The organism is Phycicoccus jejuensis, assembly GCF_000720925.1.
Lineage (GTDB): Bacteria > Actinomycetota > Actinomycetes > Actinomycetales > Dermatophilaceae > Phycicoccus > Phycicoccus jejuensis.
This window is the reverse complement of the sequence record NZ_JOEE01000004.1, coordinates 143246-157329: the sequence shown is the minus strand read 5'-3', so window position 1 is coordinate 157329 and position 14084 is coordinate 143246. Positions and strand designations below refer to the sequence as shown.

The following is a 14084-nucleotide window of genomic DNA, read 5'->3' as shown; positions in this document are numbered from 1 at the left end:
CCTCAACGCTCCCGGGGCGACCCGAAGCGCGCGACGTGGTGCCAGACCTTCTTGAGGTCCTGCGGGTCCTCGCGTCCGGTCTCGACGGCCCGGCCGACGACCGCGGCGTCCAGCCGGCCCTCCTCGGCCACCCGCCGGCCGACCTCGACGACGTGGGGCCCGCGGTAGTCCGGATGGCGTTCGAGCTCCGCGACCTCGAGGACGCGGCCCTCGTGCCACTCGACCGGCACCCCCAGGGCCGCGGCGTGGTGCTCGGCCTCGCTCCCCCGGAAGCAGGGGTCGAGGACGAGGGCCTCGACGTCCTCGGGGATCCGGACCGGCCCGTGCACCTGGGCCTCGACGTAGTCGTCGAGCAGCCCGCCCTCCTCCCGCTCGAGGGCGTCGCTCAGCGGCCTCGCCGCGAACGCATCGGCCGGACCGATGAGGTCGCAGCGCTCGACCGTGCCGACGGCGGTGGGCAGGAAGACGGAGTCGGGGAAGCAGAAGGTCGTCCGCGGCAGGACGGACGAGGCCAGCCGGACGTGGGCCGAGCCGAAGCGCGGGGCCCCACCGAGACCCCGCCGTCGGTGGTCCAGCGCCCCGTAGCGCGGCCGCTCCGCCGCGGGCGCGTCGTCGTAGGCGCCCCCGAACATCCGCCGCTCCCACCGCCAGCGGCTGCCCCCGGGGTGGGCGGTCAGCCCGCCGTTGCTCGTCCCGGTCTCGAACTGCGAGCGGTACACCCGGTCGTGGCCCAGGTGCTCGAGCACCGTGCGGCCGGCCGACCTGCGCTCCGGGTGGAAGTTCGCCGTCACCCGGAGGGTCGGGTCCAGCGGCCCTCCGCGGGCGAGCCGCCGGACGTGCTCGAGGGCCCGCAGCCGGCGGTCGTCAGCGCCCGTCACGGGCGACGTGGAAGCGCTCGAGCTGCGCGTCGCCGAACGCGAGGTCGGACCACCGGCCGGCGTAGTGCAGGACGGCGAGCGCGCAGGTCGGGAAGCCCTCGGCCATGGCCCGGTGCCCCTCGGCGCTGCCCTCGCCGTCGGCGAGCAGCTCGGCGAGGGCGGGGATGCCGGGCGCGTGGCCGACGACCATGACGACGTCGGCGTCGTCGTCGGCCTCGTGCACGACGTCGAGCAGCGCCTCGGGCGAGGCGTTGTAGATGCGCCGGTCGTGGTGCACGTCGGCCTCGGGGCAGCCTGCCTCCCAGACGAGCTCGCACGTCTGCCGGGTCCGCTCGGCGGTCGAGCAGAGCACCTCGTCGATACCGATGCCGTGCTCGTGCAGCCAGCGACCGGCGGCGCTCGCGTCGCGCCGGCCGCGGCCGGTCAGCTCGCGCTCGTGGTCGCCGCCCGGGTTGGTCTCCTCCGTCTTGGCGTGCCGGAGCAGGACGAGGACGCGGTCTCGGGCGGCGCTGGTCATGCTCCGATCATGCACCCGTGGGGCACGCGGGTCATCCCCACGCGCCCCCGCGGGAGGAGGGCGACAGGACCTCGCAGGTCAGGCCTGGCCGAGCCGCTCGAGGATGATGGCGCGAGCCGCGCCGGCGTCGGCCTGACCCTTCATCTCGCGCATGACCTGGCCGATGAGCGCACCGACCGCCTGCACCTTGCCGTCGCGGATCTTCGCGGCGACGTCGGGGTTGGCGGCGATGACGGCGTCGACGGCCGACTCGAGCGCCCCGGTGTCCTGGACCAGCTCCAGGCCGCGGGCGTCGGCGACGGCGGTGGGCGTGCCCTCGCCGTCGAGGACGCCCTCCCAGGCCTGCCGGGCCATCGAGTCGTTGAGGCGGCCACTCGTGACGAGGCCCTCGAGCTCGACGACGTGCGCCGGGGTGACGCCGAGGCGCGCGGCGTACGACGGCACGTCCTCGCCCTCGGTGTTGGCGCGGCGCGCGATCTCGCCGGACCACCACTTGCGGGCGGCCGCGGGCGAGGCGCCGGCGGCGACGGTGTCCTCGACGAGCTCGACGAGCCCGGCGTTGACGACGTCGCGCATCTCGAGGTCGCTGTAGCCCCAGTCGGCCTGGAGCCGCTTGCGGCGGGCGGCCGGCGGCTCGGGCAGCGTGGCCCGCAGCGCCTCGACCGTCTCGCGCGAGGGTGCGACGGGCACGAGGTCGGGCTCCGGGAAGTAGCGGTAGTCCTCGGCGTCGGACTTGACGCGGCCCGAGGTCGTGATGCCGGTGTCCTCGTGCCAGTGGCGGGTCTCCTGCGTGATGGAGCCGCCGTCGGTGAGCACCGCTGCGTGCCGGCCGATCTCGTAGCGGACGGCCCGCTCGACCGAGCGCAGCGAGTTGACGTTCTTGGTCTCGGTGCGCGTGCCGAAGGTGTCGCCGTCGCGCGGCATGAGCGAGAGGTTGACGTCGCAGCGCATCGAGCCCTGCTCCATCTTCACGTCCGAGACGTCCATCGCCTTGAGCAGGTCGCGCAGCGTCGCGACGTAGGCCTTCGCGACCTCGGGGGCCTTCTCGCGCGTCGCGACGATCGGCTTCGTGACGATCTCGATGAGCGGGATGCCGGCCCGGTTGTAGTCGACGAGCGAGTGGGTGGCGCCGTGGATGCGACCCGTCGCGCCGCCGACGTGCAGCGACTTGCCGGTGTCCTCCTCCATGTGCGCGCGCTCGATCTCGACGCGGAAGGTCGAGCCGTCCTCGAGCTCGACGTCGAGGTAGCCGTCGAAGGCGATCGGCTCGTCGTACTGCGAGGTCTGGAAGTTCTTCGGCATGTCCGGGTAGAAGTAGTTCTTCCGGGCGAACCGGCACCACTCCGCGATGGAACAGTTGAGCGCCAACCCGATCCGGATGGCCGACTCGACCGCGACCGCGTTGACGACCGGCAGGGCGCCGGGCAGGCCGAGGCAGACCGGGCAGACCTGCGTGTTCGGCTCGGCGCCGAACTCGGTGGGGCAGCCGCAGAACATCTTCGTGTTCGTGCCCAGCTCGACGTGCACCTCGAGGCCCATGACGGGGTCGAACGAGGCCAGCGCCTCGTCGAACGAGAGCGTGCGCTCACCGGTCGTCGTGCTCATCGGGACACCTCCGTCAGGTCGGGCGCGCGGTCCAGCAGGGGGCCTCCCCAGGCCGCGGCGAGGCGGGCCTCGAGGGCCGCGCCCACCGAGTACAGGCGCTCGTCGGCCATCGCCGGGGCGAGCACCTGGAAGCCGGCCGGGAGGCCGTCCTCGTCGGCGAGGCCGCTCGGCAGCGACAGGCCGGGGATGCCGGCGAGGTTGGCCGGGATCGTCGCGATGTCGTTGAGGTACATGGCCATCGGGTCGTCGAGCTTGTCGCCGAGCCTGAACGCGGTGGTCGGCGCGGTCGGCGTCACGAGGACGTCGGCCGTCTCGAAGGCGGCGGCGAAGTCGTCGGCGATGAGCCGGCGCACCTTCTGCGCGGAGCCGTAGTACGCGTCGTAGTAGCCGCTCGAGAGCGCGTAGGTGCCGAGGATGATGCGGCGCTTGACCTCGTCCCCGAAGCCCGCGTCGCGGGTCGCGGCCATGACCTGCTCGGCGCTCGGCGCATCGATGCCGTCCGGCGTGACCCGCAGGCCGTAGCGCATCGCGTCGAACTTGGCCAGGTTGCTGCTCGCCTCGCTCGGGAGGATCAGGTAGTACGCGGCGAGCGCGTAGGTGAAGGACGGGCAGGAGACCTCGACGACCTCGGCCCCGGCGTCGACGAGGTGCTGGACGGCCTCGTCGAAGCGGGCCTGGACGCCGGGCTGGAAGCCCTCGCCGGTCAGCTCGCGGACGATGCCGATGCGCATCCCGCTGACGTCGGCGCGGCGCGCGGCCTCGACGACGGCGGGCACCGGGGCGTCGACGGACGTCGAGTCCATCGGGTCGTGCCCGGCGATGACCTCGTGCAGGAGAGCCGAGTCCAGCACGGTGCGGCTGCACGGGCCGGCCTGGTCGAGGGAGGACGCGAGCGCCACGAGGCCGTAGCGCGAGACCCCGCCGTAGGTCGGCTTGGTGCCGACCGTGCCGGTGACCGCGGCCGGCTGGCGGATCGAGCCGCCGGTGTCGGTGCCGATGGCCAGCGGCGCCTGGAACGAGGCGACGACCGACGACGAGCCGCCGCCCGAGCCGCCGGGGATGCGGTCGAGGTCCCACGGGTTGTGGCTCGGCCCGAACGCGCTGTGCTCGGTCGAGGAGCCCATCGCGAACTCGTCCATGTTCGTCTTGCCGAGGATCGGCATGCCGGCCTCGCGCAGGCGGCGCACGACGGTCGCGTCGTACGGCGGCACCCAGCCCTCGAGGATGCGGCTGCCGCAGGTCGTCGGCAGCCCGCGGGTCGCCATGACGTCCTTGACGGCGATGGGGACGCCGGCGAGGGCGTGCAGCTCCTCCCCCGCGGCGCGACGGCGGTCGACGTCGTCGGCGGCGGCGAGCGCGCCGTCCTCGTCGACGTGCAGGTAGGAGCGCACCGCGCCGTCGACGGCGGCGGTGCGGTCGAGCAGCGCGCGGGTCACCTCGCGGGAGGAGACCGAGCCGGCGCCGAGGAGGTCGGCGAGCTCGGCGGCGGTGGCGCGGGTCAGGTCGGTGGTCACGCGATCGGTCACTCCTCGTCCAGGATGCGGGGCACGCTGAAGCGCTGCTGCTCGCTCTCGGGGGCACCGGCGAGCGCCTCCTGCGGCGTCAGCGACGGCCGGACGACGTCCGGGCGGGTCACGTTGACGAGCGGCAGCGGGTGGCTCATCGGCTCGACGTCGGCGATCGGGGCCTGCTGCACCGTCGCGACGGACTCGAGGATGACGCCCAGCTCCCCGACCATGCGGTCGAGCTCGGCGTCCGAGAGGTCGATCCGGGCGAGCCCGGCGAGGTGCGCGACGTCGTCGCGGGTCAGGTCGGCCATGGCGGTCAGTCTATGGGGGCACGCGGTCACGGCCGCGCGGCGCCCGGAACAGCGAGACGCAGGACCGGTCGCGTCGAGGACGGCGGTCGGCCCCTCGTCCCCGCCGGCCCGTGCCGCTGCGAGAATCGGCCGGTGCTCACCGACACCGCGTCGCTCCAGACGGTCCTCGACGTCGTCGGGGTCTTCGTCTTCGCCCTCTCGGGCGCCATCGTCGCGGTCCGTCGGGGGCTGGACCTCTTCGGCATCCTCGTGCTCGGCTGGGTCGCCGGCCTCGGGGGCGGGATCATCCGCGACCTCTTCCTCGGCATCACCCCGCCGGTGGCGGTGAGCGACTGGCGCCTGCTGGCCGCGGCCGTGACCGCCGGCCTCGGGGTGTTCCTCCTCCACGGCACGTGGGAGCAGTCGTCCTCGACCCGCCCGCACGCTCGGCGACGCCGGGTCTCGTCGGTCGTGCGCCTGCTCGACGCGGCCGGGCTCGCGGTCTTCGCCGTGAGCGGCGCCCTCGTCGCCCTCGACCGGTCGGCCGGGCCGCTGGCCGCGACGCTCATCGGGGGCATCACGGCGGTGGGCGGCGGGATGCTCCGCGACGTCCTCGCCCGTCAGGTCCCCGAGGTGCTCCAGCGCGAGCTCTACGCCGTGCCGGCCCTCGTCGGGGCGGCGCTCGTCGTCCTCCTGCACGACCTCGACGCCCTGACGCCCCTCACGGCCTGGCTGTGCGTGGGACTGGTCTTCGTCATCCGGGTCGTGGCCGTGGCCCTGGACCTCAACGCGCCTCGGGCGCTGCGCAGCACCCCCGTCGAGTAGCAGGACCCGCTCAGGCGGGGGTGCGGGGACCGACGGCCCTGAGCAGCGCCGCGGTGTCCTCGTCGCGCACGAGGTCGGGACGGCGTTCCACCCAGCCACGCACGACGGCCAGGGACTCCGGGAAGCCCGTCTCGCTGGGCCGCAGCGCGGCCGCGGTCCGACCGTCCTTGTCGACGAGGAGGACGGCCGCGGGCCGAGGGCCGGTGGGCGAGACGGTCGTCGGCCCGCGGAGCACGACGCGTCGCAGGTCCTGCAGTCCGGTCTCCCGCCGGGTGAACACCGTCCGCCGGGTGACGGTCCACGGCCCGACGCGGACCTCCGTGCGCCAGAGCACGAGGAGCGACCCCGCCATCGCGACGAGGAGGAGGCCGGACACCAGCCAGCCGCCGACGACGTAGCCCGTCCACCCCGAACGGCCCAGCGGGACGCCGGGGTCGCCGGCGCGGGCCGCGTCGACGACCGCCAGGAGGATGCCCAGGCAGAGGGGCGCCATGATCACGGTGGCCAGGAGGCGCAACCCTCGCTGCACCCGGACCACCACCTCGCGCACGTCGTCGACCACCCCCGCACGGTAGCCGTCGCGACCACGCCCCGGGGGAGCGCCGGTCCTCTAGGGTGGCGCCCATGGTGGGGTCATCGGCCGGGAACGGCTACGGAGACATCGACGCCCAGATCGAGGCCGCGCACGAGCGCGCGCAGCGGTCCGGCGTCTGGGTGCGCGAGATGGAGCAGCTCACCGGCCGGGGCACGGCCCTGCGCGGGGGCGTGAGCGTCGAGGTCGACCTGGGCGGCACCGTCGTCGGGCTCGGCATCAGCGACACCGCCGCCGGCCACGGCGGTCAGGCCGTCGCCCAGGCCGTGCTCGAGGCGCACGCCGAGGCCCAGCGCGACCTGCGCCGGCGCACGGAGGAGTCCACCGCGGCGGCGTGGGGACCCGGGTCGGCCACCACGGCCGCGGTGACGGACGAGGTCGAGCGGCTCACCCCCCGCGCCGAGCGCGACGAGCCGGACCCCCGCCCCCGACCGCAGGGAGGTGCCTGGTGAGCGGGTTCGACGACCTCAGCCGCATCGACGGGCTCGGCCAGGCCGAGCTCGACCGGCTCGCCACCCGCGCGCGCACCGCCCTCGAGTGGCGTCGCACCGCCGAGCAGCAGCGAGCCGCCGGCGAGCACGAGGGCGTGCGAGCGACGGTGAGCGGCACCGGAGCCCTCGTCGACCTGCGCATCGCGACGAGCGCCTGCGTCGACGGCGGCGACGCGCTGGCCGCGCGGGTGGGCGAGGCCATCTCACGTGCCCGGGCCGAGGTCGCCCGCCATGTCGTACGCACCGCCGAGGACGCGTTCGGCGAGGACGCCTCCGAGGTCCGCACCGTCCGCGAACAGTGGGAGGCCGGTGCGCTCCACCGGCCGGCCGTGCTGCGCACGGGGACCGACGAGGGCGACCGCGGACCGAGGCGTCCCCCGCCCCCGCCGCCGTCCGGCGGCGGGATGTGGTGAGCCGGAGGCCGGTCGCGTCCTAGCCGACCGCCGACCAGCCTCGGGCCAGGAGACGCAGGACGTTGACGACGATGCTGCCCGCGGCGACGACGAGCAGCACGCTCATGAGGGCCCAGAAGCCCCAGCGCACCGCGAGTCCGCCGGACGACCCGGGGGTCTCGGCGCGCATGGCCGACCACCAGTGGTTCTCGGCCAGCGGCCCGTATCCGCCGGTTGCGTTCGGCAGGAACGGGACCCACCAGTCCCCCGTCGCGCGTGCACGGAGCGCCTCGGTGACGACCGGGCGGACGATGAGCCACAGGGCGAGTGCAGCGATGCCGACCACCCCGATCCCCACCAGCACGAGCAGAAGCCGCAGCCCCCAGGCCATCGGTCGTCCCTTCGGTCGAGATTCCCACCCCGACACCCGGCGGGGAGCGCTCCCCATCGTCAGGGGTGGCGAGTCCGCATATCGTACGGGCGGAGGGGTCGAGGGACCTCGGGAGGGACGGAACACCGTGCAGTACGACGTGAACCCCACGGGCATCCAGCAGCATGCCGTGAGCCTGGCCGGCATCGAGGCCGACGTGCGCTCGAGCTCGACGGCCGCGGAGACGACGCTCGACGGGTCGTCCTTCGGGGTCATCAACCAGTTCCTCGCGAGCACGGTCGGGCTCTTCGCGGGCGCGGTCAACACCGGCATCTCGAACGCCGCCGCCGACCTCGGCGAGACGGTGACCATCCTGCGCACGCAGGTGACGAACTACCAGGACGACGACGCGAGCGCCGCCGGGAACGTCGCGGGGGCCGGCCGATGAGCGACCTCGTCGTCGCCCCGGGCGAGCGGTCGGCCACCTCGGGCGCCGGTCTCATCGACTCGGGCACCTCACTGTGCCAGGCCATCGGCGACCGCAGCTGGGTCGACGCGGCGCTGTCGGGCGTGGCCGTCGGGTTCGACGTCGTGGCGACGGTGAGTGACCCGCTGGGCAGCCTGTTCGCCGCAGGCATCGGGTGGGTCATCGACCACCTGGACCCGATCAAGAGCTGGTTCGACGACCTCGCGGGCAACCCCGAGGAGGTCAGCGCCTTCGCCGGCACGTGGCTCAACGTCGCCAACAGCCTCTCGGCGAGCAACACGACCTTCGTCATGGGGGCGAACCAGAAGCTCGAGGGCATGTCCGGCCCCAACATGACGCGCTACCGCGAGCACGTCGACGAGATGTCCGACCGCCTGTCGTTCTGGTCCGGCGCCGCCCGGGCCATGTCGATCGGCACCGAGGCCGCCGCGGTCATCGTGGGCTTCGTCCACGGGCTGCTGCGCGACGCCCTGGCGCAGATCGCCGGGGCGATCTGCAGCTATGTCGCCGAGCTCGTCATCACCCTCGGCGCGGCGACCCCGCTGGTCATCCACCAGGCGACGACCCGCGTGTCGGCGCTCGTCGCTGAGATCGGTCCGAAGATCACCGGGCTCAAGAACTCGGTCACCGACCTCGACAGCCTCATGCACGAGCTCCGCGACATCCTCAACGACATCCCGCGCTTCCTCGGCAACCGCTACTCGGTGCCGAACCACCCCAACCTGCGGTGGAGCAACGTGGTCAACGACCCCGCCCACCTGCTCAACGGGATGTCCGTGCGCGACGCGATGAACCTCGTCAACGTCAAGCCGCAGTACCGCCACCTGTTCGCCAACGACCCCGCCCTCTGGGCCAAGGTCGTGCGCGAGGCGTTCCGGGACGGGGTGCCGGGCAACGCGAGCGACGCCGGCAAGAACATCAACGCGGCGATCCAGAACCAGATCGAGGGCCACCACTGACGCGCGCGGGCGGGGGCCTCAGTCGGGTGAGCCGGTCTCGAGCAGGCGGGTGAACTGCGCCTCGTCGAGGATGGTCAGCCCGAGCTCGCGGGCCTTGTCCTCCTTGGAGCCGGCGTTGGCGCCGACGACGACGTAGTCGGTCTTCTTCGAGACCGACCCGGACGCCTTGCCGCCGCGCGCGAGGATGGCCTCCTTGGTCTCGTCGCGCGAGTAGCCCTCGAGCGAGCCGGTGACCACGACGGTGAGGCCGGCGAGGGTCTGCTCGACCGACTCGTCGCGCTCGTCCTCCATCCGGACCCCGTCGGCGGCCCACTGCTCGACGATGCGCCGGTGCCAGTCGGACCCCTCGCCGTCGAACCACTCGCGGACCGCCTGGGCGATGACCGGCCCGACGCCCTCGACACCGGCGAGCTCCTCGAGGCTCGCCTCACGCACGCGCTCCATCGAGCCGAGGTGCTGCGCGAGCGCCCGGGCGGCCGTGGGCCCGACGTGCCGGATGGACAGCGCGACGAGCACGCGCCACAGCGGCTGGTCCTTCGCGGAGCCGAGGTTGTCGACGAGCCGCTGCCCGTTGGCCGACAGGACCCGACCGTCGACGACGGTGTCCTCGGGGTCGGTCTTCTTGGCCGCGCGCGTGTAGAGCGGCACGCGGGCGACGTCGGCTGCCGTGAGCGCGAACACCATCGCCTCGCTCGGGCCGCCGAGCTCGGGGTCGTCGAGGACGCCGGACTCCAGCAGCGCCGTCGAGCCCTCCCAGCCGAGCGCCTCGATGTCGAACGCGCCGCGACCGGCCAGCGAGAACAGCCGCTCGCGCAGCTGGCTCGGGCAGGACCGCGAGTTGGGGCAGCGGATGTCCTTGTCGCCCTCCTTCTCGTAGGCGAGCTCGGTGCCGCACGACGGGCAGTGCGTCGGCATCTCGAACTCGCGCTCCGAGCCGTCGCGCAGGGCGACGACCGGGCCGAGGATCTCGGGGATGACGTCGCCGGCCTTGCGCAGGACGACGGTGTCGCCGATGAGCACGCCCTTGCGCACGACCTCGTGGGCGTTGTGCAGCGTGGCCATCGAGACGGTCGAGCCCGCGACGGTGACGGGCTCCATCACCCCGAACGGCGTGACCCGGCCGGTGCGGCCGACGTTGACCTGGATGTCGAGGAGCCTCGTGTTGACCTCCTCCGGCGGGTACTTGAACGCCATCGCCCAGCGCGGCGCACGGCTCGTCGAGCCGAGCTGCCGCTGCACCGAGAGCTCGTCGACCTTGACGACGACCCCGTCGATCTCGTGCTCGACGCTGTGCCGGCGCTCGCCGTAGCCGTCGACGAAGGCTTGGACGTCCTCGACGCTGCCGAGGACCCGGTAGTGCGTGCTCGTGGGCAGCCCCCACGCGTGGAGCAGGTCGTAGGCCTCCGACTGCCGCGTGATGTCGAAGCCGCGCCGGGCGCCGATGCCGTGGACGAGCATCCGCAGCGGGCGGGTCGCGGTGACGCGAGGGTCCTTCTGCCGCAACGACCCCGCGGCGGCGTTGCGCGGGTTGGCGAACGGCGGCCGGCCCTGCTCGACGAGCGAGGCGTTGAGGTCGCCGAACGCCTCGATGGGGAAGAACACCTCACCGCGCACCTCGACGAGCTCGGGCACGTCGTCGCCGTGCAGCTCGGTGGGGACGCCGTCGATGGTGCGGACGTTGAGCGTCACGTCCTCACCGGTGCGCCCGTCGCCGCGGGTCAGGGCGCGGGTGAGCCGGCCGTTCTCGTAGAGCAGGTTGATCGCGAGGCCGTCGATCTTCAGCTCGCACAGCCAGTGGAAGGACGCTCCCCCGGCGTCGCGCTCGACCCGCGCGGCCCACGCCGCGAGCTCCTCGGCGGAGAACGCGTTGTCGAGGCTGAGCATCCGTTCCATGTGGTCGACGGCCGTGAAGTCCGTGGAGAAGGTCGCCCCGCCGACCTGCTGGGTCGGGCTGTCGGGCGTGCGCAGCGAGGGGTGCTCGTCCTCGAGGGCGTTGAGGCGCTTCATGAGCGCGTCGTACTCGCCGTCGCTGACCGTCGGCGCGTCCTTGACGTGGTAGGCGAACTGGTGGCCGCGCGCCTCCTCGGCCAGCGTCTCCCACTCGTGCCGGACCTCGTCCGGGACAGTGGCGGCGGGCTCCTGCGCGGCGGGGTCGGTCGGGGTCTCGCTCACCCGCCCATCCTGCCGCAGACCACCGACGGCCCGGCGCGCGTCAGCCCCGCGGGTACGGCCCGGGCGCCGACGCGGCGGGCGGGGCGGGCTCGTCGTCCCGACGGTCGGCGAGGACGGCCGCGACGCCGAGCGCCGAACCGACGAGCGACACCAGGCCGAGCGCGGTCTGGAGCAGCGAGAGCACCGGGTACACCTCCATCCCCCACGTGCCCCCGAACCAGAAGCTCCCGGTGATGGCGGCCTGCGACACCCCGCTCACGAGGCCGATGCCGAAGGACAGCAGGGCGAAGGTCCGCCACGACGCGCGGGTGCGCCGCCGGGCGACGAGGACGAGCCCCACGAGCGGCGGCACGAGGTGCGCCACCACGAGGAGCATCGACAGCACGCTGGTGATCGAGGCCGACACGACCGTCCCTCCCGGACGGACCCCCCGCCCTCCTGCGACGGACCCTAGCGCTGCCCGGCCTGGCGGCGGGCACGCTGGAGGACGATGTCGCGCGTCACCTCCAGCTGCCCGAGGTGCTGGGCGAGCTCCTCGTGGACGTGGAGCAGGACCGCACCCTGGGTGGGGTACGCGTCCGGCTGGTCCGGCGGGGGTGCGACGGGCGGGTGCCCGAGCCGCGCGGCGCGCACGTCGTCGGCCAGGTCGCGGCGGGCGCGCGCCAGCAGGGCGAGCGCCTCCTCCGCCGTGCCCGCGGCACGGAACTCCGCGTCCCGGTCGCGCGGCACGGGCAGGCCGCGGTTGACGGTCCTCCCCCACCGCGCCATGACTCCCGCGACGTGCGTCACGAGCGCGAAGGCGCTGTTCGACCCGGGCACCTCGTCGAGCCGGGCGTTGACGTGGTGCTCGCCCAGCTCACGGCACAGCGCCTCGTACTGGTCGAGGAGGCCCTCGCAGGAGGCGAGCAGCTCGTCGGCGGCGGTCATCCGGCGAGGCTAGCCCGCCGCCGTGCGAGGTCGTGGGAGGGCGGCTGTCGAGAACCGAGCCGCTCGCTCGTCGTCCCGGTGACCGCCCCCACGAGAGGATGCCCACCGTGCCCGAGTTCATCGTCATGTTCCCCGCCGACGACGAGGCGGCCTGGCTGGCCGCCACCGCCGACCAGCGCCAGGCCACCTACGACACCGACGTCGAGTTCGTCGAGCGGCTGCGCGCCGCCGGCGGGTCGGTGACCGGTGGCGCGGCCCTCGGTCCGAGCGCCGGCGTCGCCACGCTGCGCCGGGACCCGAGCGGGGACGCCCTCGTCACCGACGGGCCCTTCGCCGAGACCGCCGAGCAGCTCTCGGGCTTCTACGTCGTGCAGGCGAGCGATCGGGACGCGGTCGTCGAGGCCGCCCGCGTCCTGCTGCGGGCCCACCCGGTCGTCGAGGTCCGCCCGGTCGACGAGGACTGAGCGGTCCCGCGCCTCGACACGAGGAGAGCCGGGTCGACCGACCTCTGGCGCGAGCGCGCCCCGGCGTACGAGGATGGGGGTCCGTCACCGACGCCGGACCCAGGAGCACCGATGACCAACCTCTCGACCAACCTCACGACGACCGCCGCGGCGCACCCCGAGCAGGACGCGCTGCGGGTCAACGGCCAGGGCGTCACCTATGCCCAGCTGCACGGCATGGCCGCCAAGGTCGCGGGGACGTTGCGCGAGAACGGCATCCAGCCCGGTGACCGCGTCGCCGTCATCCTCCCCAACGTGCCGGCCTTCCCGGTCGTCTACTGGGGCATCCTCCTCGCCGGCGGCATCGTCGTCCCGATGAACCCGCTCCTCAAGTCCGGCGAGATCGACTACTTCTTCACCGACTCCGGCGCGAAGATCGCCTTCGTCTGGCCGGACTTCGTCGACGAGGCGGTCAAGGGGGCGCAGAACAGCGGCACCCGGGTCGTGACGACGGGCGCGATGGGCCCGGAGGACTTCGAGGGCGGGACGCCGGTCCCCGAGCCCACTCCCCGCGAGGACGACGACACCGCGATCATCCTCTACACCTCGGGCACGACCGGCCGCCCGAAGGGCGCCGAGCTGACCCACAGCAACATCCACCTCAACGCGATGCGCTCGGCGCAGGTCATCCAGCAGATGACCGCCGACGACGTCGTCATGGGCTGCCTGCCCCTCTTCCACGTGTTCGGGCTCGTCGTCGGGCTCAACGCGGCGACGATCTCGGGCGCCTCGCTCGCCCTCATCCCCCGCTTCGACCCGCAGGCCGCGGTCGAGGTCATCGAGAAGGAGCGGGTGACGATCATGCAGGGCGTGCCGACGATGTACGCCGCGATCCTCAACCACCCGAGCTCGGACGGGATGGACGCCAGCTCGCTGCGCACCTGTGCCAGTGGCGGGTCCGCGATGCCGCTCGAGGTGATGAAGGCCTTCGAGGAGAAGTTCGGCTGCGTCATCCTCGAGGGCTACGGCCTGTCCGAGACCTCCCCCGTCGCGAGCTTCAACATGCCCGACAAGGAGCGCAAGCCGGGCACCATCGGCGTGGCCATCCCCGGGTGCGAGATGAGGTGCGTCGACCTCGACGGGAACGAGGTGCCGGTCGGCGAGGTCGGCGAGATCGCCATCCGTGGCGACAACGTCATGAAGGGGTACTGGAACAAGCCCGAGGCGACCGCGGAGGCCATCCCCGACGGCTGGTTCCGCACCGGCGACCTCGCGACGATGGACGACGAGGGCTACTTCACGATCGTCGACCGCAAGAAGGACATGATCCTGCGCGGCGGGATGAACGTGTACCCCCGGGAGGTCGAGGAGGTCGTCTACCAGCACCCCGACGTCCTCGAGGTCGCCGTCGTCGGCCTGCCCGACGACCTCCTCGGCGAGCAGGTCGGTGCGGCCGTCGCGCTGCGCGAGGGCTCGACCGCGACGCCGGAGGACGTCATCGCGTTCACGAAGGAGCGCATCGCGGCCTACAAGTACCCCCGGAAGGTGTGGGTCGTCGACGCGCTGCCCAAGGGCCCGACCGGCAAGATCCTGCGCCGCGAGGTCCGCGCCCCCGCCGAGGGCTGAGC

17 protein-coding genes are annotated in these 14084 nt (G+C 73.6%); 7 read left to right on the top strand and 10 right to left on the bottom strand.

The features are described from left to right. Positions 1 to 2: 2 nt before the first annotated feature. From IG69_RS0109220 to gatC, 5 genes are all read right to left on the bottom strand, one after another. Entirely contained in the window at positions 3 to 878 is an 876-nt protein-coding gene (locus tag IG69_RS0109220) for a DUF3626 domain-containing protein (protein ID WP_030527875.1), read from the bottom strand. Further along, positions 865 to 1395: a SixA phosphatase family protein gene (locus IG69_RS0109215; RefSeq protein WP_030527874.1), complete on the bottom strand. Its 531-nt coding sequence runs from the start codon at positions 1393 to 1395 to the stop codon at positions 865 to 867. The genes IG69_RS0109220 and IG69_RS0109215 overlap by 14 nt, the downstream gene beginning before the upstream one ends. 78 nt (positions 1396 to 1473) lie before the next feature. Continuing rightward, positions 1474 to 3000 carry an Asp-tRNA(Asn)/Glu-tRNA(Gln) amidotransferase subunit GatB gene (gene gatB, locus IG69_RS0109210; RefSeq protein ID WP_030527873.1) on the bottom strand — a complete coding sequence of 509 codons (1527 nt, stop codon included), beginning with the start codon at positions 2998 to 3000 and terminating at the stop codon, positions 1474 to 1476. Beyond that, a complete protein-coding gene (gene gatA / locus IG69_RS0109205; RefSeq protein ID WP_036829635.1) occupies positions 2997 to 4514 on the bottom strand; it encodes an Asp-tRNA(Asn)/Glu-tRNA(Gln) amidotransferase subunit GatA in 1518 nt (505 codons plus the stop codon). Before gatA ends, gatB begins: the two co-directional genes overlap by 4 nt. A gap of 8 nt (positions 4515 to 4522) precedes the next feature. Next, positions 4523 to 4819: an Asp-tRNA(Asn)/Glu-tRNA(Gln) amidotransferase subunit GatC gene (gene gatC, locus IG69_RS0109200; RefSeq protein ID WP_030527871.1), complete on the bottom strand. Its 297-nt coding sequence runs from the start codon at positions 4817 to 4819 to the stop codon at positions 4523 to 4525. Positions 4820 to 4951: 132 nt separating this feature from the next. On the opposite strand from gatC, the gene IG69_RS0109195 reads away from it, so the two are divergent. Continuing rightward, positions 4952 to 5623, top strand: a complete 672-nt coding sequence (locus IG69_RS0109195; RefSeq protein WP_030527870.1) for a trimeric intracellular cation channel family protein — start codon at positions 4952 to 4954, stop codon at positions 5621 to 5623. A gap of 10 nt (positions 5624 to 5633) precedes the next feature. Here the strand turns inward: IG69_RS0109195 and IG69_RS0109190 are convergent, their stop codons facing one another. Further along, positions 5634 to 6185 (bottom strand): hypothetical protein, encoded by a 552-nt coding sequence (locus IG69_RS0109190; RefSeq protein ID WP_030527869.1) that lies wholly within the window; start codon positions 6183 to 6185, stop codon positions 5634 to 5636. A gap of 62 nt (positions 6186 to 6247) precedes the next feature. Between IG69_RS0109190 and IG69_RS0109185 the strand changes: the two genes are divergently transcribed. Then, complete coding sequence (locus tag IG69_RS0109185) at positions 6248 to 6667, top strand: YbaB/EbfC family nucleoid-associated protein (protein ID WP_030527868.1); 420 nt, start codon at positions 6248 to 6250, stop codon at positions 6665 to 6667. Beyond that, positions 6664 to 7119: a hypothetical protein gene (locus tag IG69_RS0109180; RefSeq protein ID WP_030527867.1), complete on the top strand. Its 456-nt coding sequence runs from the start codon at positions 6664 to 6666 to the stop codon at positions 7117 to 7119. Before IG69_RS0109185 ends, IG69_RS0109180 begins: the two co-directional genes overlap by 4 nt. Positions 7120 to 7138: 19 nt before the next feature. On the opposite strand, the gene IG69_RS0109175 is transcribed toward IG69_RS0109180, so the two are convergent. Then, entirely contained in the window at positions 7139 to 7489 is a 351-nt protein-coding gene (locus tag IG69_RS0109175; RefSeq protein ID WP_030527866.1) for a hypothetical protein, read from the bottom strand. A gap of 127 nt (positions 7490 to 7616) precedes the next feature. On the opposite strand from IG69_RS0109175, the gene IG69_RS0109170 reads away from it, so the two are divergent. Further along, complete coding sequence (locus IG69_RS0109170) at positions 7617 to 7916, top strand: hypothetical protein (RefSeq protein WP_030527865.1); 300 nt, start codon at positions 7617 to 7619, stop codon at positions 7914 to 7916. Beyond that, positions 7913 to 8914 (top strand): hypothetical protein, encoded by a 1002-nt coding sequence (locus IG69_RS20970; protein ID WP_051750394.1) that lies wholly within the window; start codon positions 7913 to 7915, stop codon positions 8912 to 8914. The genes IG69_RS0109170 and IG69_RS20970 overlap by 4 nt, the downstream gene beginning before the upstream one ends. 18 nt (positions 8915 to 8932) lie before the next feature. On the opposite strand, the gene ligA is transcribed toward IG69_RS20970, so the two are convergent. From ligA to IG69_RS0109150, 3 genes are read right to left on the bottom strand one after another with little or no spacing between them, the layout of a single operon-like run. Next, a complete protein-coding gene (ligA, locus tag IG69_RS0109160; protein WP_036829633.1) occupies positions 8933 to 11086 on the bottom strand; it encodes an NAD-dependent DNA ligase LigA in 2154 nt (717 codons plus the stop codon). Between the two features lie 40 nt (positions 11087 to 11126). Then, positions 11127 to 11492 carry a hypothetical protein gene (locus IG69_RS0109155; protein WP_030527862.1) on the bottom strand — a complete coding sequence of 122 codons (366 nt, stop codon included), beginning with the start codon at positions 11490 to 11492 and terminating at the stop codon, positions 11127 to 11129. A 44-nt stretch (positions 11493 to 11536) separates the two neighbouring features. Continuing rightward, the gene (locus IG69_RS0109150) at positions 11537 to 12013 is read right to left on the bottom strand and encodes a mycothiol transferase (protein WP_030527861.1); all 477 of its coding nucleotides are present in this window, start codon (positions 12011 to 12013) and stop codon (positions 11537 to 11539) included. 107 nt (positions 12014 to 12120) lie between these two features. Here IG69_RS0109150 and IG69_RS0109145 point away from each other — a divergent pair, with 107 nt between their 5' ends. Continuing rightward, positions 12121 to 12477, top strand: coding sequence for a YciI family protein (locus IG69_RS0109145; protein ID WP_030527860.1), 357 nt, complete (start codon positions 12121 to 12123; stop codon positions 12475 to 12477). A gap of 111 nt (positions 12478 to 12588) precedes the next feature. Then, positions 12589 to 14082 (top strand): long-chain-fatty-acid--CoA ligase, encoded by a 1494-nt coding sequence (locus IG69_RS0109140; protein WP_030527859.1) that lies wholly within the window; start codon positions 12589 to 12591, stop codon positions 14080 to 14082. Positions 14083 to 14084: the final 2 nt, after the last annotated feature.

Coding starts and splice junctions, on each gene's coding strand:
- IG69_RS0109215 (WP_030527874.1), bottom strand. CDS start 1,395: ATGACCAGCGCCGCCCGAGACCGCGTCCTCGTCCTGCTCCGGCACGCC.
- gatB (WP_030527873.1), bottom strand. CDS start 3,000: ATGAGCACGACGACCGGTGAGCGCACGCTCTCGTTCGACGAGGCGCTG.
- gatC (WP_030527871.1), bottom strand. CDS start 4,819: ATGGCCGACCTGACCCGCGACGACGTCGCGCACCTCGCCGGGCTCGCC.
- IG69_RS0109185 (WP_030527868.1), top strand. CDS start 6,248: ATGGTGGGGTCATCGGCCGGGAACGGCTACGGAGACATCGACGCCCAG.
- IG69_RS0109175 (WP_030527866.1), bottom strand. CDS start 7,489: ATGGCCTGGGGGCTGCGGCTTCTGCTCGTGCTGGTGGGGATCGGGGTG.
- IG69_RS20970 (WP_051750394.1), top strand. CDS start 7,913: ATGAGCGACCTCGTCGTCGCCCCGGGCGAGCGGTCGGCCACCTCGGGC.
- IG69_RS0109150 (WP_030527861.1), bottom strand. CDS start 12,013: ATGACCGCCGCCGACGAGCTGCTCGCCTCCTGCGAGGGCCTCCTCGAC.
- IG69_RS0109140 (WP_030527859.1), top strand. CDS start 12,589: ATGACCAACCTCTCGACCAACCTCACGACGACCGCCGCGGCGCACCCC.